At 38.7% G+C, this 21,983-nt stretch carries 20 protein-coding genes; 10 read left to right on the top strand and 10 right to left on the bottom strand.

Features of this window, described 5'->3' with window-relative positions; all coding sequences use genetic code 11:
• Both KSK37_RS02095 and dacB read right to left on the bottom strand, forming a co-directional pair.
• Positions 1-1,167 carry a sensor histidine kinase gene (locus tag KSK37_RS02095; RefSeq protein WP_088358120.1) on the bottom strand — a complete coding sequence of 389 codons (1,167 nt, stop codon included), beginning with the start codon at positions 1,165-1,167 and terminating at the stop codon, positions 1-3.
• A gap of 9 nt (positions 1,168-1,176) precedes the next feature.
• Positions 1,177-2,550, bottom strand: coding sequence for a D-alanyl-D-alanine carboxypeptidase/D-alanyl-D-alanine endopeptidase (dacB, locus tag KSK37_RS02090; RefSeq protein WP_217199154.1), 1,374 nt, complete (start codon positions 2,548-2,550; stop codon positions 1,177-1,179).
• A 163-nt stretch (positions 2,551-2,713) separates the two neighbouring features.
• Here dacB and KSK37_RS02085 point away from each other — a divergent pair, with 163 nt between their 5' ends.
• The 3 genes from KSK37_RS02085 (at position 2,714) to nhaA (ending at position 6,664) form a co-directional block, all read left to right on the top strand.
• Positions 2,714-3,154 carry a hypothetical protein gene (locus tag KSK37_RS02085; RefSeq protein ID WP_088358122.1) on the top strand — a complete coding sequence of 147 codons (441 nt, stop codon included), beginning with the start codon at positions 2,714-2,716 and terminating at the stop codon, positions 3,152-3,154.
• A gap of 122 nt (positions 3,155-3,276) precedes the next feature.
• A complete protein-coding gene (locus KSK37_RS02080; protein ID WP_088358123.1) occupies positions 3,277-5,481 on the top strand; it encodes a RelA/SpoT family protein in 2,205 nt (734 codons plus the stop codon).
• Between the two features lie 16 nt (positions 5,482-5,497).
• Positions 5,498-6,664: a Na+/H+ antiporter NhaA gene (nhaA, locus tag KSK37_RS02075; protein ID WP_217199152.1), complete on the top strand. Its 1,167-nt coding sequence runs from the start codon at positions 5,498-5,500 to the stop codon at positions 6,662-6,664.
• Positions 6,665-6,700: 36 nt separating this feature from the next.
• Here the strand turns inward: nhaA and KSK37_RS02070 are convergent, their stop codons facing one another.
• The gene (locus KSK37_RS02070) at positions 6,701-7,702 is read right to left on the bottom strand and encodes a YihY/virulence factor BrkB family protein (protein ID WP_217199149.1); all 1,002 of its coding nucleotides are present in this window, start codon (positions 7,700-7,702) and stop codon (positions 6,701-6,703) included.
• Between the two features lie 30 nt (positions 7,703-7,732).
• Here KSK37_RS02070 and rlmH point away from each other — a divergent pair, with 30 nt between their 5' ends.
• The 3 genes from rlmH (at position 7,733) to KSK37_RS02055 (ending at position 9,442) form a co-directional block, all read left to right on the top strand.
• Positions 7,733-8,206 carry a 23S rRNA (pseudouridine(1915)-N(3))-methyltransferase RlmH gene (gene rlmH, locus KSK37_RS02065; RefSeq protein ID WP_217199147.1) on the top strand — a complete coding sequence of 158 codons (474 nt, stop codon included), beginning with the start codon at positions 7,733-7,735 and terminating at the stop codon, positions 8,204-8,206.
• 83 nt (positions 8,207-8,289) lie between these two features.
• Complete coding sequence (locus KSK37_RS02060; RefSeq protein ID WP_217199145.1) at positions 8,290-9,072, top strand: HipA family kinase; 783 nt, start codon at positions 8,290-8,292, stop codon at positions 9,070-9,072.
• Positions 9,059-9,442, top strand: coding sequence for a DUF3037 domain-containing protein (locus KSK37_RS02055; RefSeq protein WP_217199142.1), 384 nt, complete (start codon positions 9,059-9,061; stop codon positions 9,440-9,442). The genes KSK37_RS02060 and KSK37_RS02055 overlap by 14 nt, the downstream gene beginning before the upstream one ends.
• Positions 9,443-9,563: 121 nt before the next feature.
• On the opposite strand, the gene KSK37_RS02050 is transcribed toward KSK37_RS02055, so the two are convergent.
• The 3 genes from KSK37_RS02050 to KSK37_RS02040 form a co-directional block, all read right to left on the bottom strand.
• Positions 9,564-11,891, bottom strand: coding sequence for an ATP-dependent helicase (locus tag KSK37_RS02050; protein WP_217199140.1), 2,328 nt, complete (start codon positions 11,889-11,891; stop codon positions 9,564-9,566).
• Between the two features lie 147 nt (positions 11,892-12,038).
• On the bottom strand, positions 12,039-12,230 hold the full coding sequence (locus tag KSK37_RS02045; protein WP_088358130.1) for a cold-shock protein: 192 nt from the start codon (positions 12,228-12,230) through the stop codon (positions 12,039-12,041).
• Positions 12,231-12,260: 30 nt separating this feature from the next.
• Positions 12,261-12,695: a cold-shock protein gene (locus KSK37_RS02040; protein WP_088358131.1), complete on the bottom strand. Its 435-nt coding sequence runs from the start codon at positions 12,693-12,695 to the stop codon at positions 12,261-12,263.
• A gap of 420 nt (positions 12,696-13,115) precedes the next feature.
• Here KSK37_RS02040 and KSK37_RS02035 point away from each other — a divergent pair, with 420 nt between their 5' ends.
• The 3 genes from KSK37_RS02035 to KSK37_RS02025 all read left to right on the top strand — a co-directional run bounded on the left by KSK37_RS02035 (position 13,116) and on the right by KSK37_RS02025 (position 16,887).
• Complete coding sequence (locus tag KSK37_RS02035; protein WP_088358132.1) at positions 13,116-14,429, top strand: M16 family metallopeptidase; 1,314 nt, start codon at positions 13,116-13,118, stop codon at positions 14,427-14,429.
• A gap of 4 nt (positions 14,430-14,433) precedes the next feature.
• Positions 14,434-16,479 (top strand): M16 family metallopeptidase, encoded by a 2,046-nt coding sequence (locus KSK37_RS02030; protein ID WP_217199138.1) that lies wholly within the window; start codon positions 14,434-14,436, stop codon positions 16,477-16,479.
• 153 nt (positions 16,480-16,632) lie between these two features.
• Complete coding sequence (locus tag KSK37_RS02025) at positions 16,633-16,887, top strand: hypothetical protein (protein WP_217199136.1); 255 nt, start codon at positions 16,633-16,635, stop codon at positions 16,885-16,887.
• Between the two features lie 72 nt (positions 16,888-16,959).
• Here KSK37_RS02025 and KSK37_RS02020 read toward each other — a convergent pair whose 3' ends face one another.
• Together KSK37_RS02020 and KSK37_RS02015 are read right to left on the bottom strand one after the other, a co-directional pair.
• Positions 16,960-17,325 carry a response regulator gene (locus tag KSK37_RS02020; RefSeq protein ID WP_088358134.1) on the bottom strand — a complete coding sequence of 122 codons (366 nt, stop codon included), beginning with the start codon at positions 17,323-17,325 and terminating at the stop codon, positions 16,960-16,962.
• A 12-nt stretch (positions 17,326-17,337) separates the two neighbouring features.
• On the bottom strand, positions 17,338-19,182 hold the full coding sequence (locus tag KSK37_RS02015; RefSeq protein ID WP_088358135.1) for a PAS domain-containing sensor histidine kinase: 1,845 nt from the start codon (positions 19,180-19,182) through the stop codon (positions 17,338-17,340).
• A gap of 208 nt (positions 19,183-19,390) precedes the next feature.
• Here KSK37_RS02015 and secG point away from each other — a divergent pair, with 208 nt between their 5' ends.
• Entirely contained in the window at positions 19,391-19,741 is a 351-nt protein-coding gene (gene secG, locus KSK37_RS02010) for a preprotein translocase subunit SecG (protein WP_217199133.1), read from the top strand.
• 76 nt (positions 19,742-19,817) lie between these two features.
• On the opposite strand, the gene KSK37_RS02005 is transcribed toward secG, so the two are convergent.
• On the bottom strand, positions 19,818-20,849 hold the full coding sequence (locus tag KSK37_RS02005; RefSeq protein WP_217199131.1) for a WaaS/CpsH family glycosyltransferase: 1,032 nt from the start codon (positions 20,847-20,849) through the stop codon (positions 19,818-19,820).
• Entirely contained in the window at positions 20,846-21,982 is a 1,137-nt protein-coding gene (locus KSK37_RS02000; RefSeq protein ID WP_217199130.1) for an NAD-dependent epimerase/dehydratase family protein, read from the bottom strand. Before KSK37_RS02000 ends, KSK37_RS02005 begins: the two co-directional genes overlap by 4 nt.
• Between the last annotated feature and the right edge of the window lies 1 nt (position 21,983).

Here is a 21,983-nt window from a genome sequence, read left to right as displayed (position 1 = left end):
TCAAGAATTTTTCATCTGGATACGGAACGTGGTTCCTTTCCCGACTTCGGTGTGGGCGATTTTTATATCGCCGTTGTGGTATTCTTTAATCACTCTTTTTGCAAGAGACAATCCTAATCCCCAACCTCGCCTTTTTGTGGAATATCCTGCTTTAAATGCATTTCTTGCCTGAAAATTTGTCATCCCTGAACCTGAATCTTTAAAATCGACAATGATGTATTTATTTTTTTCGTACAGTTCTATTTCCAGTCTTCCTTCACCTTTCATCGCATCTACTGCATTTTTTACGATATTTTCGATTACCCAGCTTAGAAGAATCCGGTTGTGTGGGATAAGGACATTCTGGTGGGGAAGAATAAGCATGAAGCGAACTTTTGTTGAAATTCTGGATTTCAGATAATCAAAATTCTGCTGCAGGGTCTCATTGATATTCAAATCATTAAGCTCAGGAACAGAGCCTATTTTCGAAAATCTTTCAGAAATCGTTTTCAGCCTGTTGATGTCGTTTTCAATTTCTCTTACGCCTTCACTGTTTTCGTTTTCCATGCGGAGAATTTCGATCCAGCCAATCATGGATGAAAGCGGTGTTCCGATCTGGTGCGCAGTTTCTTTTGCCAAGCCTGCCCATACATAACCTTCATCAGTCTTTTTAATGGTCCTCAGAAACCAGAACGAGAAAGAAATATAAGCAACCACAAGCAATCCCAGAATGTATGGGGTATACCTTAAATTGTTCAGGAGATTGGAGTTGGTGTAAAAAACATACTGGTTGTTTCCGTCAGGCATCTGGAGTTCAATGGGCTTGTAGGAACTTTCCATTTTCCGGAGCAAAGTGAGCATTTTTTTAGGATCTTTCTGAACATTTTCGGGAATATTCTTTTGAAAATCAACACCAATAGGTTTCTTGTTTTTATCGGTTACAATCACCGGAATGGTATTATTGGTCTTGCTGATCTGTAAAAGCAGATCAAGCGTCATGGGATCCTCAATAATTTCTTCCTGCTGATATTTCATCGCAGTGGCAAAAAGTTCAATCCTTTTTATTTCTTCCTTTCTTAAATAATCAATCAGAATGACCGACGCAATTACGACTCCCGCAACCGCAGCAGTGAGCAAAAGATAGATGATCCAGTTATTTATTTTAGAAAGAAAACTTTTCCGTTTCATCAAAACTCTTTATTTTAAAACATTTAAAACTTTAAACAGAACCTGATCGATGTCACCGTTTTGATAATTGTTGATGATGATTGCGAAAACATATTTTTTTCCGTCTTTAGCAGTGTGGTATCCTGCATAGGATTTGGTGTCTTTCATTGTTCCGCTCTTAATTTTCATGCCGTTGCCCTGCGTAGGAAAACCATTATAAAACTTATTGAACCACGGTTGTTTTCTGCTCCAAAGCAGCGACTGTACTTCTGCTCTTGCTGATACATAATTTTGCGGGGATAGTCCGCTGCCATCAGCAAAATTAATCATTGTCGGATTGATTCCCCTGCTTTTCCAGAAATCTTTGAGATAGGAAATTCCGGCGTCAAAGCTGCCTTCATTTTTCTTTTCCTTTCCTAAAGTTTTAATTAAAGTTTCGCCATAAAAGTTGATACTTTTTCTCAGAAACCAGAAAATGATTTTGTCTAACGTCGGAGACTGATATTCCAGAAGAATATTGTTTTTAGGTGTTGCCGTCACACTTTCACCGTTAATTTTCTGCATCGAAACAGAGGTTACTTTTCCTTTAAGCTCAATCCCCGATTCTTTCAGCCATTTTTGGATTTCGCTTCCTAGAGAAAGCGGCGGATTGGGAGTCGCTCCCGAAACCGTTGAAGATTTGGTCGGCAGAGATCCGTTAATCATCGCTACTTCAGAATAAGGCGCTGTAAACACGATGCTCTGGTCCGAAGTGCTGTCCGTTTTCACCTCGTTGATCCATTTCACATTGGGCAAATCTATGTTTATGCCTTTCATGACCTTTCCGTTCATGCTGATGTCGAACTGGTTTTCGCGCCAGTTTACGCCCCAAACTCCGGCTCCGTAATAATTTCCCATATCATTCCACGGCCATCCGCCGGGAACTTTTTGAGAATCAAAATAAGAATCATCAATTATCAGATCGCCCGAAATTTTAGAAATTCCTTTCTGTTTGAGCGCTCCAATGAGTTTTTCTCTGAAATTTTCCGGTTTATAGTTGTCATAACGCCAGCTTCCTAAAGTTGGATCACCGTTCGAAGAAATCAACAGGTTTCCCGAAAGACTACCGCCAGAAATCGTTCCGGAATATAAAGCTGTTGTCGTATACTGATAGTTTTTACCTAAAGTTTCCAGCGCTGCTGCCGCGGTGAAAATTTTCTGGGTCGATGCCGTTGAAAGTCCCTGATTTCCCTGATATTCGTAAACGAAATTTCCGCTTTCATCAGCAACATAAACCGAAAGATTTGCAGAATATGCAGCAGGAGAACTGAGTAAATTCTTTGTCGCAACATCTAATTTCTGCGCAATATTCTGAGCAAAAAAAACCTGCGAACTCAGCAGAATGATGGGAATGAGTCTGTTCATTTTCCTTTTTATTTTCAAATATAACGAATAATCTTTTCCTGAAGTACGATGAATTCGGAAAACATGAGAGCAACGAATTTTCAAAGCTTAAAAATGAAACAAAAATCTTGTTTTTATCCTGATTTTTTTGTAAAATTTGTATGGAATATTCAAACACGAAATCATGGCTACAATTATAACAGGCTTATTTAACAGCCAAAGTCAGTCAAAGAAAATTTCTGAAGACTTAGAACACGCAGGTTTCAATGATTCTGATTATATCGTTTATTTACATACCGAACCTATTGCAAAAGAAGTAAAAACATCCATTTGGCGGTCCTTTTTTAACGACGAAGCTTCACTTGAAGACGACAGTTTGGCAGTAAGTGTAAAAGTAACAGAAAAGGATTCTATAGAAAAAGCAAATCAGGTTTTTGCAGACAATAAAGTGATTCATCAAAACTTAATTGAGAATATCGAATTTAAGGATGCCCAGTCTCTCGATTATATAAAAAGAATTGTTGCTCTAAGGGCAAAATCCGAAATATATTCTTCACCCGAAGTAAAGCATCATGATCCGCATTCAGGCATAAACTCTGAAGTGAATTTTGGCAAAGACGAATAACAACAGGTCCGTTTCAGTTGATGAAGCGGACTTTTTTATCTTTTAAAGATGAAGGTTTTTGGGTATATTTATCCAATATTCTGGCATTTTTACTTATTTTCGTATCTTAAACAGTTTTCTTAATGGTATACGACTTAGAACAGGAAAATAAGGAAATTCTTGCGCGCTACAAAGATTTAATTTCCAATACCTACCGCACTTTGGATGAGGAACAGAATAAACTCATCCGGAAAGCGTTCGATATTGCTTTGGATGCCCACAAAGACCAGCGCCGAAAAACCGGTGAGCCCTATATTTACCATCCAATTGAAGTGGCGAAAATTGTGGCAAACGAAATCGGTTTGGGAGCAACATCCATTGCATGTGCGCTTCTGCACGACGTTATTGAAGATTCTGATTACACCTACGAAGACCTCAAAAAAATATTCGGGAAAAAAATTGCTGATATTGTAAACGGCCTCACCAAAATAGCGGTGATGAACCATCAGAATATCTCCATTCAGTCTGAAAACTATCGCAAACTTCTGCTGACACTTTCCGAAGATTTCCGGGTGATACTGATTAAAATTGCAGACCGGCTTCACAACATGCGGACGCTGGAAAGCATGACTCCGGAAAAGCAGAAAAAAATCGCTTCGGAAACCGTGTATATTTATGCACCGCTTGCCCACCGTCTTGGCCTGTACAACATCAAATCTGAACTTGAGGATTTGTCATTGAAATTCAATAATCCCGATGTTTATTTTGATATTTCCCAACGTCTTGAACTCGCCAAAGAAAGCCGGGAAAAATACATTCAGGAATTTGAAAAAGAAGTTTCGGAACAGCTCGAAGACGAAGGTTTAAATTTTTCAATAAAAGGCCGGGCAAAAGCAATCTCTTCCATCTACCGGAAAATGCTGAAACAGGGTGTCACTTTCGATGAAGTGTATGATAATTACGCGATCAGAATTATTTACCGTTCTGATGCGAAGAACGAAAAATTTCTCGCCTGGAAAATCTATTCGATCGTTACAGACCTTTACCACAGCAATCCTCAGCGTATGCGCGACTGGATCACTCAGCCGCGGTCGACAGGTTATGAAAGTCTGCATTTAACCGTTTTGGGTCCTGATAAAAAATGGATTGAGGTACAGATCAGGTCCGAAAGAATGGATGATATCGCTGAAAAAGGCGTAGCTGCCCACTACAAATATAAGGAAGGTTTCAGGCAAAACAGCGACGAGAAAAATTTCGAAACCTGGGTAACGGAAATCCGGGAAGTGTTGGAAAACCAACAGTCGCTGAGTACGACGGAACTTTTAGATAATATCAAACTCAACTTGTATTCCAAGGAAGTTTTTGTTTTTACTCCAAAAGGGGAAATAAAAATTCTTCCGATCGGTTCCACCGCGCTTGATTTTGCTTTCTCTGTACACTCAGATTTGGGAACCAAATGTCTTGGCGCAAAGGTAAACGGAAAATTAGTTCCCATTTCCTATGTTCTGCAAAACGGCGATCAGGTCGATATTCTGTCTTCCCAAAATCAAAAACCGAAAGCAGACTGGCTGGATTTTGTGATTACCTCGAAAGCAAAATCAAAGATTAAGGCGATCCTTAATTCAGAAAAAAATCATCTGGTAGAAGAAGGAAAAGAAATTCTGCAGAGAAAACTGCGTCATGCGAAACTGAATTTCAATGATGAGGAAATAAACAAAATGCAGAAATTCTTTAATCTGAAAACTTCTCAGGAACTTTTTCTGAGTTTTCAGAGCGGAGATTTAGATGCAGGTGATATTAAAAAATATACTGAAGGCAAAAGCCTTTTCAGTAATATAATGCAGCGTTTCCGAAAGTCACCGAATAAAAACGAACTTTTCACCGAAACGCCTGACACCAATCTGGATCTGATTGTTTTCGGCAAAGACGAAGAAAAGATGAATTATTCTTTTGCCAAATGCTGCACTGTGATTCCGGGAGATAAAATCTTTGGATTTATCACCATTTCGGACGGAATAAAAGTACATAATGACGGCTGCCCCAACGCGATAAACCTCCGCGCACAATATGACTACCGGGTTTTACCGGCAAAATGGGTGAATGAAGAAAGCTTCAAAAACAGAATTAAAATTGAAATTGAAGGTCTTGACCGAATGGGAATGATCAACGACATCACCGCAGTCATCAGTAACTCGATGAATATGGATATGAAAAGCATGTCAATTGAATCGAACAACGGTATTTTCCTGGGTAATATCAACCTCGAGGTGAAAAACAGAAGCCAACTGGAAGAAACCTTCAAACAGCTGAAAAACATTAACGGTGTTTCACGCGTAAAACGACTTTAAACCAGGAAAAATATTCATGCTTATTACCAATTATTTCAAAAAATTCCTTCACAGTTCACAATCATCGGGAATTTTACTCATTATTTGTGTTGCAGTTTCGCTCATTATTGCCAATTCCTCTGCAGGAGAGGCTTTCCAGAGATTACTCGATACCAAAATCGGCACCCAAATCTTTCACCTGAATTATTCTCTAAGCATTTGGATTAATGACGGTCTGATGGCCATTTTCTTTTTGCTTGTCGGTCTGGAAATTAAACGGGAAATCGTGGAAGGCGAACTTTCCAGCTTCAAAAGCGCCTCATTACCTATTGTTGCTGCATTAGGCGGAATGTTGGTTCCGGCCCTAATCTTCTTTCTTTTTAATCAGGGTACAGATTATGTCAAAGGATGGGCAATTCCGATGGCAACAGATATTGCATTTTCTCTTGCGATTATTTCAATGCTTGGAAAGCGTGTTCCGCTTTCGTTGAAAATATTTTTGGCTGCACTGGCGATTGTTGATGATTTGGGCGCAATTGTGGTGATTGCAATTTTCTATACGGACCAGATTCACTGGGATTATTTAGGCTTGAGTGCTCTGATGGTGACGATTTTAATAGCATTAAATTTCCTGAAGTTTAAGAAACATATTTTTTATATCATTCCCGGAGTTTTCCTCTGGTATTTCATGCATCACTCAGGAATTCACGCAACTATTGCAGGCGTTCTTCTGGCTTTTACCATTCCGACAAATGTTTCCGATACAGAAGTTTCACCCCTTGAAAAGCTGGAGCAAAAACTTCATCTTCCGGTGAACTTCTTAATTATGCCGCTTTTTGCGCTGGCTAATACCAATATTACTTTTAAGGATGGGATGGTCGACAGTCTGTTTACGAATTTCGGTTACGGGATAATTCTCGGGTTATTTTTAGGAAAAGTAATAGGAATTAATTTATTTTCATTCGTCTTTATCAAACTGAAAATAAGCACTTTGCCGGATAAAAGCTCGTGGAATCAAATGATTGGTGTTGGACTTTTGGCAGGAATTGGTTTTACCATGTCGATTTTCATCGCGTTGCTTTCCTTTAAAGATCACCCGGAAATTCAGGATGAAGCAAAATTCGCAATTCTCGCAGCTTCAGTAATTTCAGGATTGGCAGGATATACCTTACTAAGACTTATTTCCAAAAAAACTTCAGCATAAATCTGATTGCAATTTAAGCGGAAAAACTTTCAGCATCTACTCTTCTATCCTGATCTTGTGGGTATCGGGCGAATCTTCCAGCTCCGGCAGAAGGTCTGCATTGAAATGAAATGCGTTTAATTTCACTTCATCAGCGATCATTTTTTCCACCCTCACTTTCTTGATGGCGATATTCAGTTCGTTCCCCAAAAGAATCAGAATGATATTTAGATTTACCCAAACCATCACTAAAATTATCGTCCCGATAGACCCGTAAAGCACGTTGTAACGGGCAAAATCTTTAACATAAATCGCGAAGATATAAGTGAGGACGATAAAAAGTACAGTCGTTAAAATAGCGCCCGGGATTGCCTGTTTGAAAGTGGTGATTTTCAGACAGCCTACCCAGTAAAAAAGCGCGAGCAATATAAAATAGAAAAACGGAAAAGAAAAAAAACCGATGATCTTCGACATATTATCGACCAGCCAGGAGATATTGATTTCCGGTGTGAAAAGCTTAAGAACAACTTCACTGTAATAAATACCAAGCAGCGAGGCAATAATTAAAAAGATAAATGCGATGGTAATTACAAAAGCCACCAAATATTCCTTCACAGCACCTCTCTGCAGATTGGTATTAAGATTAAAACCGTTGATTAAAGAATGCGTTCCGTTCACCGCAAAAATCATTGCAAAAATAATGGTGAGGTTGCTGATATTCTGCATATTCGGAATAAGAAAGGTCTGTATATATCCGCTGACATCTTTCTGTATATGAGCCGGGAAAATATTATGCATCAGCACCTCGAAAATATAGAACTGAAGTTTGTCGTAATGCGGAAGATACGGCAGCAGCGACAGTAAAAACAGAATAAACGGAAACAGACTCAGGAAAAAACTCCACGAGATACTCGCTGCACTTCTTCCGATCTGCATTTTGAAAACTCCCTGTCCGTAAATCTCGAACATTTTCCAAAGCGAAATCCCTAAAAACGGAATGTGAATATCGTCAAGAAATTCATGTATTTTGAGTATGAATTTAGGAGTTTTAAAGCCCATTAATCTATATTTGCAGAACAAAGATAAGAAATGCGGATTAATTTAGTATGTATTGGAAAAACCGACGATAAAGAAATCAGTAATCTCGTAAAATATTACCAGAACCGGCTTCCAAAACACTGGAATTTCGAAATTACAGAAATCGCGGACGTAAAAAACGCCAAAAATCTTTCGCCAGAACTTCTTAAGAAAGAAGAAGGAAAACTGTTTCTCAACCAAACCGAAAACTCAGACTTCATCGTTCTTCTCGACGAAAAAGGAAAACAGTTCACCAGCCGTGAATTTGCCTCAAAAATCGATCACTGGATGAATTCTTCCGTTAAAAAGGTATCGTTTTTTATTGGCGGAGCCTATGGTTTTTCCGAAGAAATCTATCAGCGCGCCAATGAAAAAATGTCATTATCTAAAATGACTTTTACACATCAGATGATCCGCCTCTTTTTTGTAGAACAGATTTACCGTGCAGATCAGATTCTTCAAGGGAAACCTTATCATAACGATTGATCTTATATTTATTATTCCTTAGGAAAGAGTAAAAAACTTCGCCCTCCAACTTTCAGCTTCTGTGTTTTTCGTATTTTTGCTTCATGACGCAAGATTTATCTTTACGAACGGTTACGGTGATGCGCTACATTCTGCCTTTGCGCGAAGGCGGTTCGCTTCCTGCGCTTGCCGAGGCAGATGACGATTTTAAATATGTTTTGAAATTCCGTGGTGGCGGACACGGTGTGAAAATGCTGATTTCCGAACTTTTGGGCGGAAAAATCACTGAAATTTTGGGACTTAAAATTCCTGAGCTTGTTTTTGCCAATCTTGATGTAGATTTCGGAAGAACCGAGGGAGACGAAGAAATTCAGGATCTGCTGAAGTTTTCCGAAGGTCTAAACTTAGGCCTGCATTTCCTTTCCGGAGCGATTGCCTACGACGCTTCCGTGAAAATCGATCCGCTTCTCGCATCCAAAATTGTGTGGCTTGATGCGTTTATTACCAATATCGACCGTACTTTTAAGAACACCAACCTGTTATTATGGCATAAGGAACTTTGGGTGATTGATAACGGAGCTTCGTTTTATTTTCATCATTCATGGATGAATTTTGAAAAGCATGCACTGAGTCCGTTTGCTTATATAAAAGATCATGTTTTACTTTCCCAGGCGACAATGCTGGATGAAGCAAATGCTTTTGCCAAGACAGTTTTAAATGATGAAAAACTGAGAGAAATTGTTGAATTAATCCCTTCAGAATGGCTTCAGTGGAACGACACCGATAATTCTCCTGATGAAATAAAAGAGATCTATTTCAATTTCCTGAAAACCCGACTCGAGAATTCAGATAACTTTGTAAATGAAGCGAAAAATGCAAGAGGTTAAAATTTACGAATACGCAGTAATACGGCTTGTTCCCAAGGTTGAGAGAGAAGAATTTTTCAACATCGGTCTTGTGATGTTTTCGAAAAAAGAAAAATACATCCGGGTAGAATTTCATCTTTGTCCCCAAAAATTTGCGGTGATGCATTCTGAACTTGATTTTGAAGACATTTTAAAGAATCTTGAAAATTTCAAACATGTTGCACAAGGCGAAAAAGCCGGCGGGGAAATTGCCGCTCTTGATATTCCGGAAAGATTCCGCTGGCTCACGGCGGTCAGAAGTTCTGTCGTGCAGACCTCGAGACCCCATCCGGGAAAAGCAAAGAATCTGGATACGACTTTTGAAAGGCTTTTTGAGGAATTGGTGAAATGATGTAAATAATAATTCTAAAAACAGAGCATTGCGGCTTGACGACAATTTTTAGGAGTATTTAAACATGTAAATACCTACAAAAAAGAACGCTCCAAAAGGTGCGTTCTTTTTTATTTCTGTTTTAAATTTTTGTGAGTTTCGCAAACTTCAGAATCAGATTCTTCTCCCCTTCATGCTGGAATTTCACTTTTGCTTTGATATTCTGTGGATCTGTGCCATCCAGGAAAAGCACTTCACCAACACCAAAACGGTCGTGACGCACCTTATCCCCCACTTCAATATTTTCCGAGGAAACTCCGCTCGGATTGGTAATTTTTGCGGTAGCTACAGGTTTCAAATTCTGAGAAATCGGTAACGGTTCGCTTCTTTGGATACTTTTCTTTTCTTCTTTCTTTTTGAAAAATCTCGGTTCGCTGGGTTCATCATCAAAAATACTCGATTTCAGACCTGAACGGTTGATAAAACGGCTTTCAACAGCAGGATTGATAAATTCTATATGTTCAGAATCCATTTCGCTCAAAAACCTCGAAGGTTCGGCATCTGTAATCTTGCCCCACTGAAATCTCGAAACTGCATAGGAAAAATAGGCCTGCTTTTCAGCCCTCGTCAATGCTACATAAAACAAACGGCGTTCTTCCTCCAGTTCTTCACGGGTTGAAGAGCTCATAAAACTCGGAAATAAATTTTCTTCCAGACCGACCAAATGTACGATCGGAAATTCCAACCCTTTTGAAAGGTGAATAGTCATCAGTGAAACCTGATCACCATCTTCTTTTTTATCGGTCTGCGTATCTGCGGAAAGTGCGATATTTTCCAGGAAATTGGGAAGCGAAGGATCGCCGTCTTCGATCTGCTGCTGTTCTTCAATGAAACCCTGCATAGAGTTCATCAATTCCTGAACGTTTTCAACTCTGGAAATCCCTTCCGGCGTTTGATCGTCTTTCAGAAATTTAATGAGACCTGTTCTTTTGGCGACTTCCATCGCAACGGTGTACGCATTTTCGGTTTTCAGCATGACCTGAAAAGCTTTAATCATCGACCAGAAATCTGCAAGTTTTGTCAGAATTCCGTTATTCAAACCTAACTGCGGAGCATAAAGTCCTAAATTATCCAGAACGGTGGAAACAGAAACATTTTGACTGTCAGCAAAGACAATCAGTTTATTCTGGGTAGTTTCACCAATTCCGCGGGCAGGATAATTTATAATTCTCGTAAGTGCTTCATTATCATTTTCATTGATCAAAAGACGCAGATAAGCTACCAGATCTTTCACCTCTTTTCTCTGGTAAAACGAAAGTCCACCATAAACTTTGTAAGGAATATTTTTCCTTCTCAGCGCATCTTCAAAAGCACGCGTCTGGGAATTTGTTCGGTACAGAATGGCAAAATCTGTGAATTTTCGCTGTTCAGAATTGTGCTTCTCCCAAATATTGGAAGCTACAAAACTCGCTTCGTCAGCATCAGAGAGAGAGCGGTAAACCTTAATTTTTTCACCTTCTTCATTTTCACTGAAAACATTTTTTTTGAACTGCTGAACATTTTTAGAAATAACAACATTTGCAGCATTTACGATATTTTGCGTTGAACGGTAATTCTGCTCCAAAGAAACCGTCACCGCATCAGGATAGTCTTTTTTAAAATTCAAAATATTGTAAATATTCGCACCTCGGAAAGAGTAAATGGACTGTGCGTCGTCTCCTACCACACAGATATTTTCGAATTTTGAAGCCAGAGCTTTTACAATTAAATACTGTGAATGGTTGGTATCCTGATACTCATCCACCAAAATATACCGGAATCTGTCCTGATATTTTGCTAGAACTTCCGGAAATCTCGTCAGCAGTTCGTTGGTTCTTAAAAGCAGATCATCAAAATCCATCGCGCCGTTCCGGAAACAGGCTTCAACATACTTCTGATAGATCAGTCCCATATGTTTCATATTGGCACGTTCATCATTTTCGATGAGTTCGGGATTTCCGAAATATGCTTTTACAGTGATGAGATTGTTTTTGTAATTTGAAATTCTCGCCTGAACTTTTTTCGGTTTGTATAAATCCGCATCGATTTTAAGCTCCTTCAATACTTTCCGGATCACGTTCAAAGAATCCTGAGAATCGTAGATGGTAAAATTTGAAGGAAAACCGAGAAGATGAGCTTCACTTCTAAGAATCCTGGCAAAAACCGAGTGAAAGGTTCCCATCCAGAGCGATCTTGCTTCACTTTGTCCAACGACTTTTGCGATACGTTCTTTCATTTCCTTGGCGGCTTTGTTGGTAAACGTAAGCGCCAGAATATTGAAAGGATCCACCAGATTGGTTATTAAATGCGCAATACGCATAGTAAGCACCCGTGTTTTACCGGAACCAGCGCCTGCGAGAACCATCAAAGGTCCTTCCAGCGTGGTAACGGCTTCATACTGTGCTTCATTTAATCCTTTCAAGTAATCCATTGGAACAAAAATTTTAGGGGAACAAATTTAGTGAAATATATACGGACCTCAAAGTAACAAGGCATTTGGAAGGTCTTAAAAAAACGGTTAAAAAAAAAATGAAGCTCCAAACAGGAGCCTCATTATGTAGTGATATATAAGGTTAGCTTATGCTAATTTTACATTTACTGCGTTTAATCCTTTTTTACCTTGTTCTACTTCGTAAACCACTTTATCGTTTTCACGAACTTGTGATTTAAGACCTGATGTGTGAACAAAGATGTCTTCTCCTCCGTTAGACGGAGTAATAAATCCGAAACCTTTGGTTTCATTGAAAAATTTTACGGTGCCTTCTTGCATTGTATTGTTGTTAATTATGTTTTGTATTATTTATTTGACAAGCTGTATGTTAACAGCTGAAAAACCTTTTGGTGATCTTTCCTTTTCGAAAGAAACTTTATTGCCTTTTTTTACTGCGTGTGCACAGTTGTTCTCGTGGAAGAAAACATTTTCCTGCGTACCGTTTTCTGCAATAAATCCGTAACCTTTATCACTCAGGAAGGTTATAATCCCTGTTTTCAGAGTCTCTTCAGCTTCTATTGGTGCTGCACCAAGCTGAATATCATTAAGATCTACACCCTCGCGATTTTGATCTTCCGGACGGGTTTCTGTTAACTGCCCGTTCGCATCAACATAAAGGAACATTTCATCTAAAGCTTTCCCTTTGTTGTTGTTGGTTTTGCGCTCTTCACGCTTAAGAGTTTTCTCTTTTTGCTTCTGTAATTTTTTCTTGAAATTTTCTTTTTTTGAGAAAGAATCTGCCATATATTATTATCGTATTTAAGTTTGTTCTGTTCTGAGCTTTTTTAAAAGCTGTTCATATTATCCTCCGATTTTTTGCAAAGCAAATCACCCTGTGCCTTTTAAGCCTAAAAATAATCGGGTAATAAAGTATAAAAGCAGCTGCGGAATAGCGAAAACTGATAAGAAAAAATGTAGAATTCTAAAATGTAATAGAGAAAGCAGGCAGTTGCCTCTTATAAATTATACTGCAAAGATACGATAATATAATTAAGAAACGGGCAAACATTCAAATTAATAAAATCACGCCGCTCCCGGACAAGTTTTCAATACCATCGAAGGCTTAATAATTCCCCTTTTATAATAGGAAAATTTTATTTCTGAAAAATTTAAATATGTAACATTTAAAGTAATTTTAAGACCAATAAATAAATTGAATTAAATATGAAAAGAAAACTTCTTTCTGCTGTAGCAGTTGCGTTCCTGGCAATGGGTACCACCGCACAGCAAATTAAATTTGAAGAATATGACCTTCCGAACGGGTTGCATGTGATTCTTCATCAGGACAATACTGCTCCGGTAGTTACTACAGGCGTGATGTATCATGTAGGGGCAAAAGACGAACTGGTAGGAAGAACCGGTTTTGCTCACTTCTTCGAACATTTGCTTTTCGAAGGGACCAAAAATATCAAAAGAGGCGACTGGTTTAAAATTGTTTCTTCAAACGGAGGCACCAATAATGCCAACACCACCAACGACAGAACCTATTATTACGAAACTTTCCCTTCCAATAACGAACAGCTTGGTTTATGGATGGAAAGCGAAAGGATGAAAAGCGGCACCATCAATCAGATTGGGGTAGATACGCAAAGAGAAGTGGTAAAAGAAGAAAAGCGTTTAAGAATGGATAACCAGCCTTATGGAAACCTCTTTACTGCAGTGCAGAACAATCTTTTCACGAATCATCCTTACCATTGGTCAACAATCGGATCTATGGAAGACCTTAATGCTGCAAAACTTTCGGAGTTTCAGGATTTTTATAAAAAATTCTATGTTCCGAACAACGCTACTTTGGTAGTTGCAGGAGACATTAAACCTGAACAGACCAAAAAATGGATTCTTGAATATTACGGCGATATCCCGAAAGGAAGCGTTACTCCGAAAAATTTCCCGAAAGACGAACCTATCACCAAAGAAAAAGAGGTGACAGTAACTGATAAAAATATTCAGCTTCCGGCCTACGTTTTTGCTTACAGAACACCTGCCAACAGAGAAAAAGATGCGTACATCCTCGATATGCTTTCTTCATATCTGAGCAGCGGAAAATCTTCAGTACTATACAAAAAATTAGTGGATGAAGATAAAAAAGCACTTCAGGTTCAGGCATTTAATCAGGGACTTGAAGATGCTGGAATTTTTGCTTTTTTTGCTATTCCTATGGGCGCAACTACAAAAAACACGCTTCAAACTGATATTGATGCGGAAATTAAAAAACTGCAGACCACATTGATCTCAGAAGAAGACTATCAGAAACTTCAGAACCAGTACGAAAACCAGTTTGTAAACTCAAACTCCTCTATTCAGGGAATCGCAGGTTCTTTGGCTACCAATCATGTGCTGATGGGCGACACCAATCTTATCAATAAGGAAATCGACATTTACCGAAGTGTTTCCCGACAGGATATTATGAATGCTGCAAAAAAGTACTTGAATCCTAACCAAAGAATTGTTATTAATTATTTACCTGAAAAAAAATAAATCCATGAAATACAACTTTAAATATATCGCGGCTGCATTTTTACTTTCGGGAATGCTATCTGCACAACAGATAAATAAGGACGAAATGCCGAAACCCGGCCCTACTCCTACCATCAACATTGCAAAACCCAAAACTTTCACACTGAAAAACGGACTTACTGTGATGGTTGTGGAAAACAACAAACTGCCAAGAGTCAACATGAGCCTTTCCATGGACAGACCGCCTTACTACGAAGGAAAAATTGTTGGAGTGAGCGAGATTATGGCCGATCAGCTTGGGAACGGAACCACTACATTGAGCAAGGAACAGTTCAACAAAAAAATTGATTTCCTGGGCGCAAACCTGAACTTTTCCTCATCCGGCGCAAATGCCAACACGCTGTCCAAATATTTCCCTCAGGTTTTGGGTTTAATGGCTGATGCCATCGTGAATCCTAAATTTTCAGCTACCGAGGTTCAGAATTCAAAAGACAGAATGATTGAAGGCCTGAAAGCCGACGAAAAAAATGCAACCTCCATTGCAAACCGTGTTTCCAGCGCGCTAACCTACGGAAAAAATACCTCCAGAGGTGAGTTTGAAACGGAAGCAACTATCGCTGGCATTCAGCTGGCTGATGTTCAGAATATCTACAACAAATATTACGCACCGGATCACGCTTATTTAGTGGTAGTTGGAGATGTAAAATTTAATGAAACTAAAAAACTGATCGAAAAAGCGTTTTCCGGCTGGAAAAAATCCAATACTAAATTCGCTCCTTTGGAACCGGCATCAAATCTTGCAAAAACCGAGATCAATGTAGTAGACGTTCCTACGGCAGTACAGTCAGTAGTTTCTGTAGGAAATATTACCAATCTGAAGATGAACGATCCTCAGTATTTCCCTTCCATGATTGCCAACTACATTTTAGGCGGCGGCGGTGAAGCGAGACTTTTTATGAACCTTCGTGAAAAGAACGGATTTACTTACGGAGCTTATTCTTCAATGACTGCGAGTAAATATTCACCCAGCTTTTCTGCAAATGCAAGCGTAAGAAACGAAGTGACGGATAAGGCTGTCGTTGAATTCATGAATGAGCTTAAAGGAATTTCTACCGTAAAACCTGAAGAACTTGCGAATGCAAAAGCGAAACTCAAAGGAGATTTCATCCGTTCTTTAGAAAGACCTGAAACAATTGCCCGCTTTGCTTTAAATGAAAAAGTACAGAGTTTACCGGCAGATTTCTATGCAAATTATCTGAAATCTATTGACAAAGTAACTTCAGCTGATGTTTCCGCTGCAGTAAAATCTACGATACTGCCTAACCAAAGCCGTATTTTTGTTGCAGGAAAAGGCTCTGATATTTCCGACAGTCTGGAAAAACTTGGTTACCCAGTAACATATTATGACAAGGAAGCAAATCCTGCTGCAAAACCTTCCAGCCAGAAAATGGATGCTAATGTAACGCTTTCTTCGGTTGTTGATAAATACATCACTGCTATCGGAGGTCTGCCTGCAGTACAGAAAGTAAATACCATTACTACAGACGCTTCTGCAAAAGTTCAGGGTATGGATCTGGACATGAATATGGTGCAGGCCCGCGGAAGCAAAATGAAAATGGAAATGAAGATGATGGGCAACACTTTGCAGAAGATCGTTTTCGACGGTAAGAAAGGTTTTATGGAAGCTCAGGGACAAAAAAATCCACTTCCTGAAGATGCAAAAAAAGAACTGACTGCTTCTCCTGAACTTTTCCCGGAACTTAATTTCTCCACATCAGCAGATCACAAATTATCGGGAATTGAAAAATTCGGAAATGAAGATGCTTATGTCGTGAAAGGTGGTAAAAATACTTATTACTACAGCGTAAAGACAGGTTTGAAACTTGGTGAAACCAAAATGCAGAAAGGTCCTCAGGGAGAAATGGCTGTACCTACCACTTTTGGTGATTATAAAGACGTTTCCGGAGTGAAGCTTCCTTATAAAATTTCGCAGAACATGGGCGGTATGCCCGTTGACTTCACTGTGAAATCTTACCAGGTTAATCAGGCGAAAGATTCAGATTTTAAATAATCCATTGATTAAATAAATAAAAACGGCAGCTTTCGCTGCCGTTTTTATTTGGAACAGATTAAATTTTGTTAAAAAAAGTGAAGATTGTGATTTTTTGAAATTATAAGGGCACAATTATTGCAAATCTTTTAACATAATTGAAAAACATACGCCATGTCAGAAAATATACTTTCCTTAGAAGACCTTAAATTTTTAGAAAAACTTCATTCGCATTATGGATTGGAATTTATCCGTTTTGATGACAGCGGAATAAAAATCAACAACCAGAATTTATTGACTGATGATTCTGATAAGACTGATTATTTCAATCTTCTTAATGAGATTTCAAAGAAATTAAAATACAGACTTAATTCAAACTTTCAGATGAATTTTTCAAGTTCTTTCAGCTTTGACGTGGTACGGGTTTAAATTTTTAACCAACATATATAAAAGAAGAAGACAAACTTTTCGGTTTGTCTTCTTTTACTTTTAGGATGATTATTAAGCAGTAAGCTGATTGAGCTTATCCACCACTTCATCAATTTCGAAAGGTTTTGCAATAAACGCATTGGCTCCCGACTGTATCGCCGTATGTTCCAAGCCACGGCTTGCGGACATCATCACCACCGGAATGTTTTTGGTGATTTCATTTTCCTTCAGTCTTTTACATATATCGCGTCCGTCTTCACCGGAAAGCCACATATCTAAAAGAATGATATCGGGTTTTGAAACGGATTCGACGTAGGTGAAAATCTCTGACCCGCGTTCGAAAGCATTTACTTCAAAGCCCTCGAAATCGAGCATGATACCTAACGAATCCAGAATCGAAACATCATCGTCAACAATTACTATTTTTTTTGAATTCATCTTTTTGCTTTTTTAACTTTGTACTTTTGGAAGTGAGAAACAGAATGTGGAACCTTTTCCTAAAATACTGTTAACCCATATTTTCCCTTCTGATCGCTCAACAATTTGAGATGCGATATACAAACCTAAACCCAACCCTGGAAAAGTACTTTGTTCATCACCACTTACGCGGTAATACTGTTCGAAAACTCTGTCTTTTTTATCTTCAGGCATCCCGATTCCAAAATCCTTCACCATAAAATTCACTGAGTTTCCTTCATTTTTGATCTCCACCATCACTTTCTCCGCCTCAGGAGAATATTTAATAGCATTGGAGATTAAGTTGGTGATAACCTGACTTATACGTTCTTGATCTGCAAAAACCATACCTACATTCTCTGTAGAGAGCTCAATTTTATGCAAAGTTGACATCTGCAACTCTTCCACTGTTTCTTTCACGAGTTTTTCAAAATCAAAATTGCTCTGATTAAGATGTATTTTCCCCGAATTGATCTTGGTCACATCCAGCAAATCACCGATTAAAGAAGTGAGTTTTATCACCTGCATATCCATCTTTTTGGCAAATTCAGCATTCTTTTCATCACCCGTCTTTCTTAGCATTCTTTCAAGAACCTGTGCATAAAGTTTTAGCGACGTTAAAGGTGTTTTCAGTTCATGACTGGCAATTCCTAAAAAAGTGTCTTTTTGGGTAACTAAATTTTTAAATTCATTGATATTCGTGCTGGTTCCGATCCACTTTACGATTTCGCCGTTTTCTACCACCGGAGTGGCGCGGCTTAAGAACCAGATATATCCGCCCGTTTGCATATCTAACATGCGATACTCCAGTTCGAAATTGCTTTTATTGCTGGCTGCGATTTCCCAAGTGGCTTTAAGACTGATAAGATCTTCAGGATGTATTAATCTGGTGAAATCAACATTTTTAATTTCGTCCTCCTTACAGTCCAGAAGTTCCATCATATTTTTATTGCAGAAATCGATTTTCCCGGAAGCGTCGGCAGTCCAAACCATTTGAGGCATTGCTTCTGCCAATGTTCGGTATTCGTATTCGTTGGACTGTGCTTTTTTACGGGCATTTACCAATTCAGTAACATCCATCGCGACATTCATAATGGCGTAAACGGCACCCTGATCATCGTGAAGCGGTTTGTAAGAAAAATTGTAATAGTAGCTTTGCAAAATCCCATCAACAACAAGATCTACCTTGTCTTCCTTCGCGATATAGGGAATACCTGTTTTAAAAATGTCCTTTAAGATTTTTATAAACGGCTGTCCCTGCAATTCTGGAAGAGCATCCTCCAGCTTTTTACCGATTACCGACTTATCTTTTCCCCAGGTCCTGATCATCTGATCATTCGCAAAATCGATAATAAGGTCTTCACCTGTATAGATTCCTGTAGAATAATCGGAAATCTCCATCAGTTCTTTGAAACGGATTTCGCTTTCCCGCAGCTTCTGTTCCGAAAGTACTTTTTCAGTAACCTCAGTTGCCACTACGCTGACTCCCGTGATGATACCGTTATTGAAAATCGGCGCATAAACAAAATCAAAATAGCATTCGCTCAGAACACCACTCTTTTCGATCATCGCGCGCACGCTGTTTCCTTTATATGTAATTCCGGTATTATAAACTCCCTTCAGAATATTCGGGAATTCCTGGTCTTTTATTTCCGGCAAAGCCTCTAACAGAGGCAAACCGATCACCTTTTCGTCCTTACCCCATAAGTCGAGGATTTGTTGGTTGGCAATTTCTACAACCTGCGCCTCTCCCATTAACAAGGCTAAAGCAACCGGAGCTTGACTGAAAAGAGTAGTTAAAGAGTCTAAACTCACATTGTTAAGGAGAAAATTTTTCATTGGTGCGAATTTAAAAAAAATATGCGGAACCTGTTAAGCAACTTAGTATGATGTAAATAGTTAATTAATCCTCCCAAAGTTTTGCTGCTGATTTGCCCGGTGCAGAATATCCAAAACCGTTCCAAATTAAACTGATATAAGACTACAAATTATCTTTTATATTTGAAAATAATAATTATATTTGCACTTCTTTAATATTTAAAATAGAATGAGCACAATATTTACATTATTCATGATTCTGATCATGATTTGCAGTATCTTACTAATTATCATTATTATGGCACAAAATCCAAAAGGCGGAGGTTTATCCGGAACTTTTGGCGGAACGTCTTCTGCTCAGTTCGGAGTACAGAGAACCAATGATTTTATGGAGAAATCCACATGGATGCTGGGTGGTGCAATTGTGTTCTTAATTTTATTGAGTGTTATTTTAACAGGAAAACCGAGCGCACAAATGAAACAGGCTCCTGTGAGAACAGAAGCTCCAGCGCCGCAAACTGCTCCTGGTACAAACAATACTACCGCACCGGTACAAACTCCGACTCCGGCAGGAAACTAAGAATCAAATAAACATTATACAAAACGGCCTGGAAAATTTCCAGGCCGTTTTTGTATGTAAAAATTTTTCAGAAAAATTAATTAAATTTTAGATTATTAATTCCCCAATACTCATCCTGACTTTCAAAAAACAGACAGTGCAGCCAGCTGTCGAGAGACATTTTATCTAACACATCGGCATCTATTCTTTTAAATTCAGTATTGAAAAAACCGGCTTCAAGACTCAACTGATTTCTGTCAAGAATATGAATGTTTTCAGGCTCGTAAAAAGGATAATACTTTATATCTGAATTGGTCGTCAACAATTTCTTACCCGACGCTAACGCTTCAAATGTCCGCATCGTTAAGCCCTTTTGGAAAGGTTTATTAATATCCATAACTGAAAACGAATCTTTATAAATCTCAGCGATCTCTGAATGTTTCAGCTTTTTAAAGCTCAGTTTTTTCATATCAAACTGCTTCAAATTCTTATCGAAAATTTTCTTGAGAACAAACGCAGTTTTCCCCGGAGCATAATAGTAAAAAAACGGTTTCAAATTCAGTTTATCACAGAATTCGCGAACTTTTTCTCCTATCAGATAACGGTCGGTATGGGCACTTCCTATGAAAGCGATATCATTTTTTGGCTGGTCCTTACCTTCAGAAACCAAATATTCATTCAAAAAAAACAGCGGGCGGAAATGCAGCTGATATTTTTTTGCATCCGCAGGTTCAAAAGTGAAATTCCTGTCAAAATACGGGTACAATTTTAAGAATTTTGGATATTCCGTAGCAGCATCATAAGAATAGAAAATCTTAATTGCTGACGGATTTCTGTCCTTAAACTTTTCCAAAAAAAAGCATGGAACGGTTTCGCCTTTAATCAAAAGAAAATAATCGTAATTTTTACCTTCCGTAAGTTTCAGAATTTTATGGTAATAGCGGTTAATCTTTTTTTGATACAATGCGCTTTTCACTCTGATAATACCTTTTGACAAAAGAGAATCTGAAGGTCTCTCGTTGAAGAAGTCAACTTCGGCGCCGAGTTCGCGCAATCTTTTCATAATGGCTTTTTCGTAGCCGAAAAAACTGGCAGATAAGAACAGTATTTTCTTTTGTTTGAGGTTCATGATTTCAAGAAGCCTTTTTCCTTCATTTCTTCAAGGGAACGGCTGAAATTATTTTCGTGGACAGGCTGCTGTAAAACCCAATCAGCAAAACCGTTTATTCCCTGATCAAAAGTAACTTTTGGCTCAAAATTTAAGAGACTCTTCAGCCTGGAAAAGTCTGCAAAATTATGGCGGATATCTCCGATTCTGAAGTCTCCCGAAATATTCACCTCAGTTTCCTTCCCATATTTTTCAACCAACATTTTCGCAACAGTAAGCACGGGAGTTGCAATTCCGGTTCCGACATTGATGATTTGATTATTGGCAGTTTCCATTTCCAGGCTTCTTCTGGTTGCTTCTACGGTGTCGTCAATGTTGATGAAATCCCGCGTCGGCAAACCGTCTTCAAAAACATTAATGCTTTTTCCGCTTAAAATCTGTGTGGAAAAGATTGATAAAATTCCCGTGTAAGGATTCAGCAGCGACTGCCCCACTCCAAAAACATTTTGATAACGCAGGATCACAAAATCGATATCTACAGACCGACAGACCATTTCCACCATCTGTTCCTGTTGAAGTTTGGTGATGCCGTAAAAAGAGCTAGGGTGAAGTTTTGAGTTTTCATCGGTTGGCTGGGGCTGAAGAATTTCCCCGTTTTCATCCGTCATTTCAAAAATCCCACATTGCATAAGATCGGTGTTTCTATGCTCAGGATAAACATTTTCCGACTTTGAATTCCGGTATTTTCCTTCTCCGTAAACCGCTCTGGAAGATGCGAGAACAAACTTTTTTACTGAGTTCCTGTTATTGACCAGGACATCAAGGATCAAGGCAGTTCCTAAAACATTTACGCGGCTGTATTTATCGATCTGATACATGGACTGGCCGGTTCCGGTTTCCGCGGCCAAATGGATGATTGCATCCTGATTTTCAATGGCATTTTCAACATCTTTCCTGTTGGTAATGTCGCCTTTAATAAAATTAATTTTCCCCGAAATACTTTGAAACAAAGGTGAATCCTTTTCAGGATTTTCCCCATGAATCTGACTGGACAGATTATCCAGAACCGTCACCGAATAACCAAGATTTTTCAGCTTTAAAGCCAGATTGCTTCCGATGAATCCGGCACCTCCGGTAATTAATATGTTTTTCAAT

This window comes from Kaistella soli (assembly GCF_019038595.1).
Classification (GTDB): Bacteria; Bacteroidota; Bacteroidia; order Flavobacteriales; family Weeksellaceae; genus Kaistella; species Kaistella soli.
Note: the sequence above shows the minus strand (reverse complement) of the source record. Positions and strands in the feature narration are given on the sequence as shown.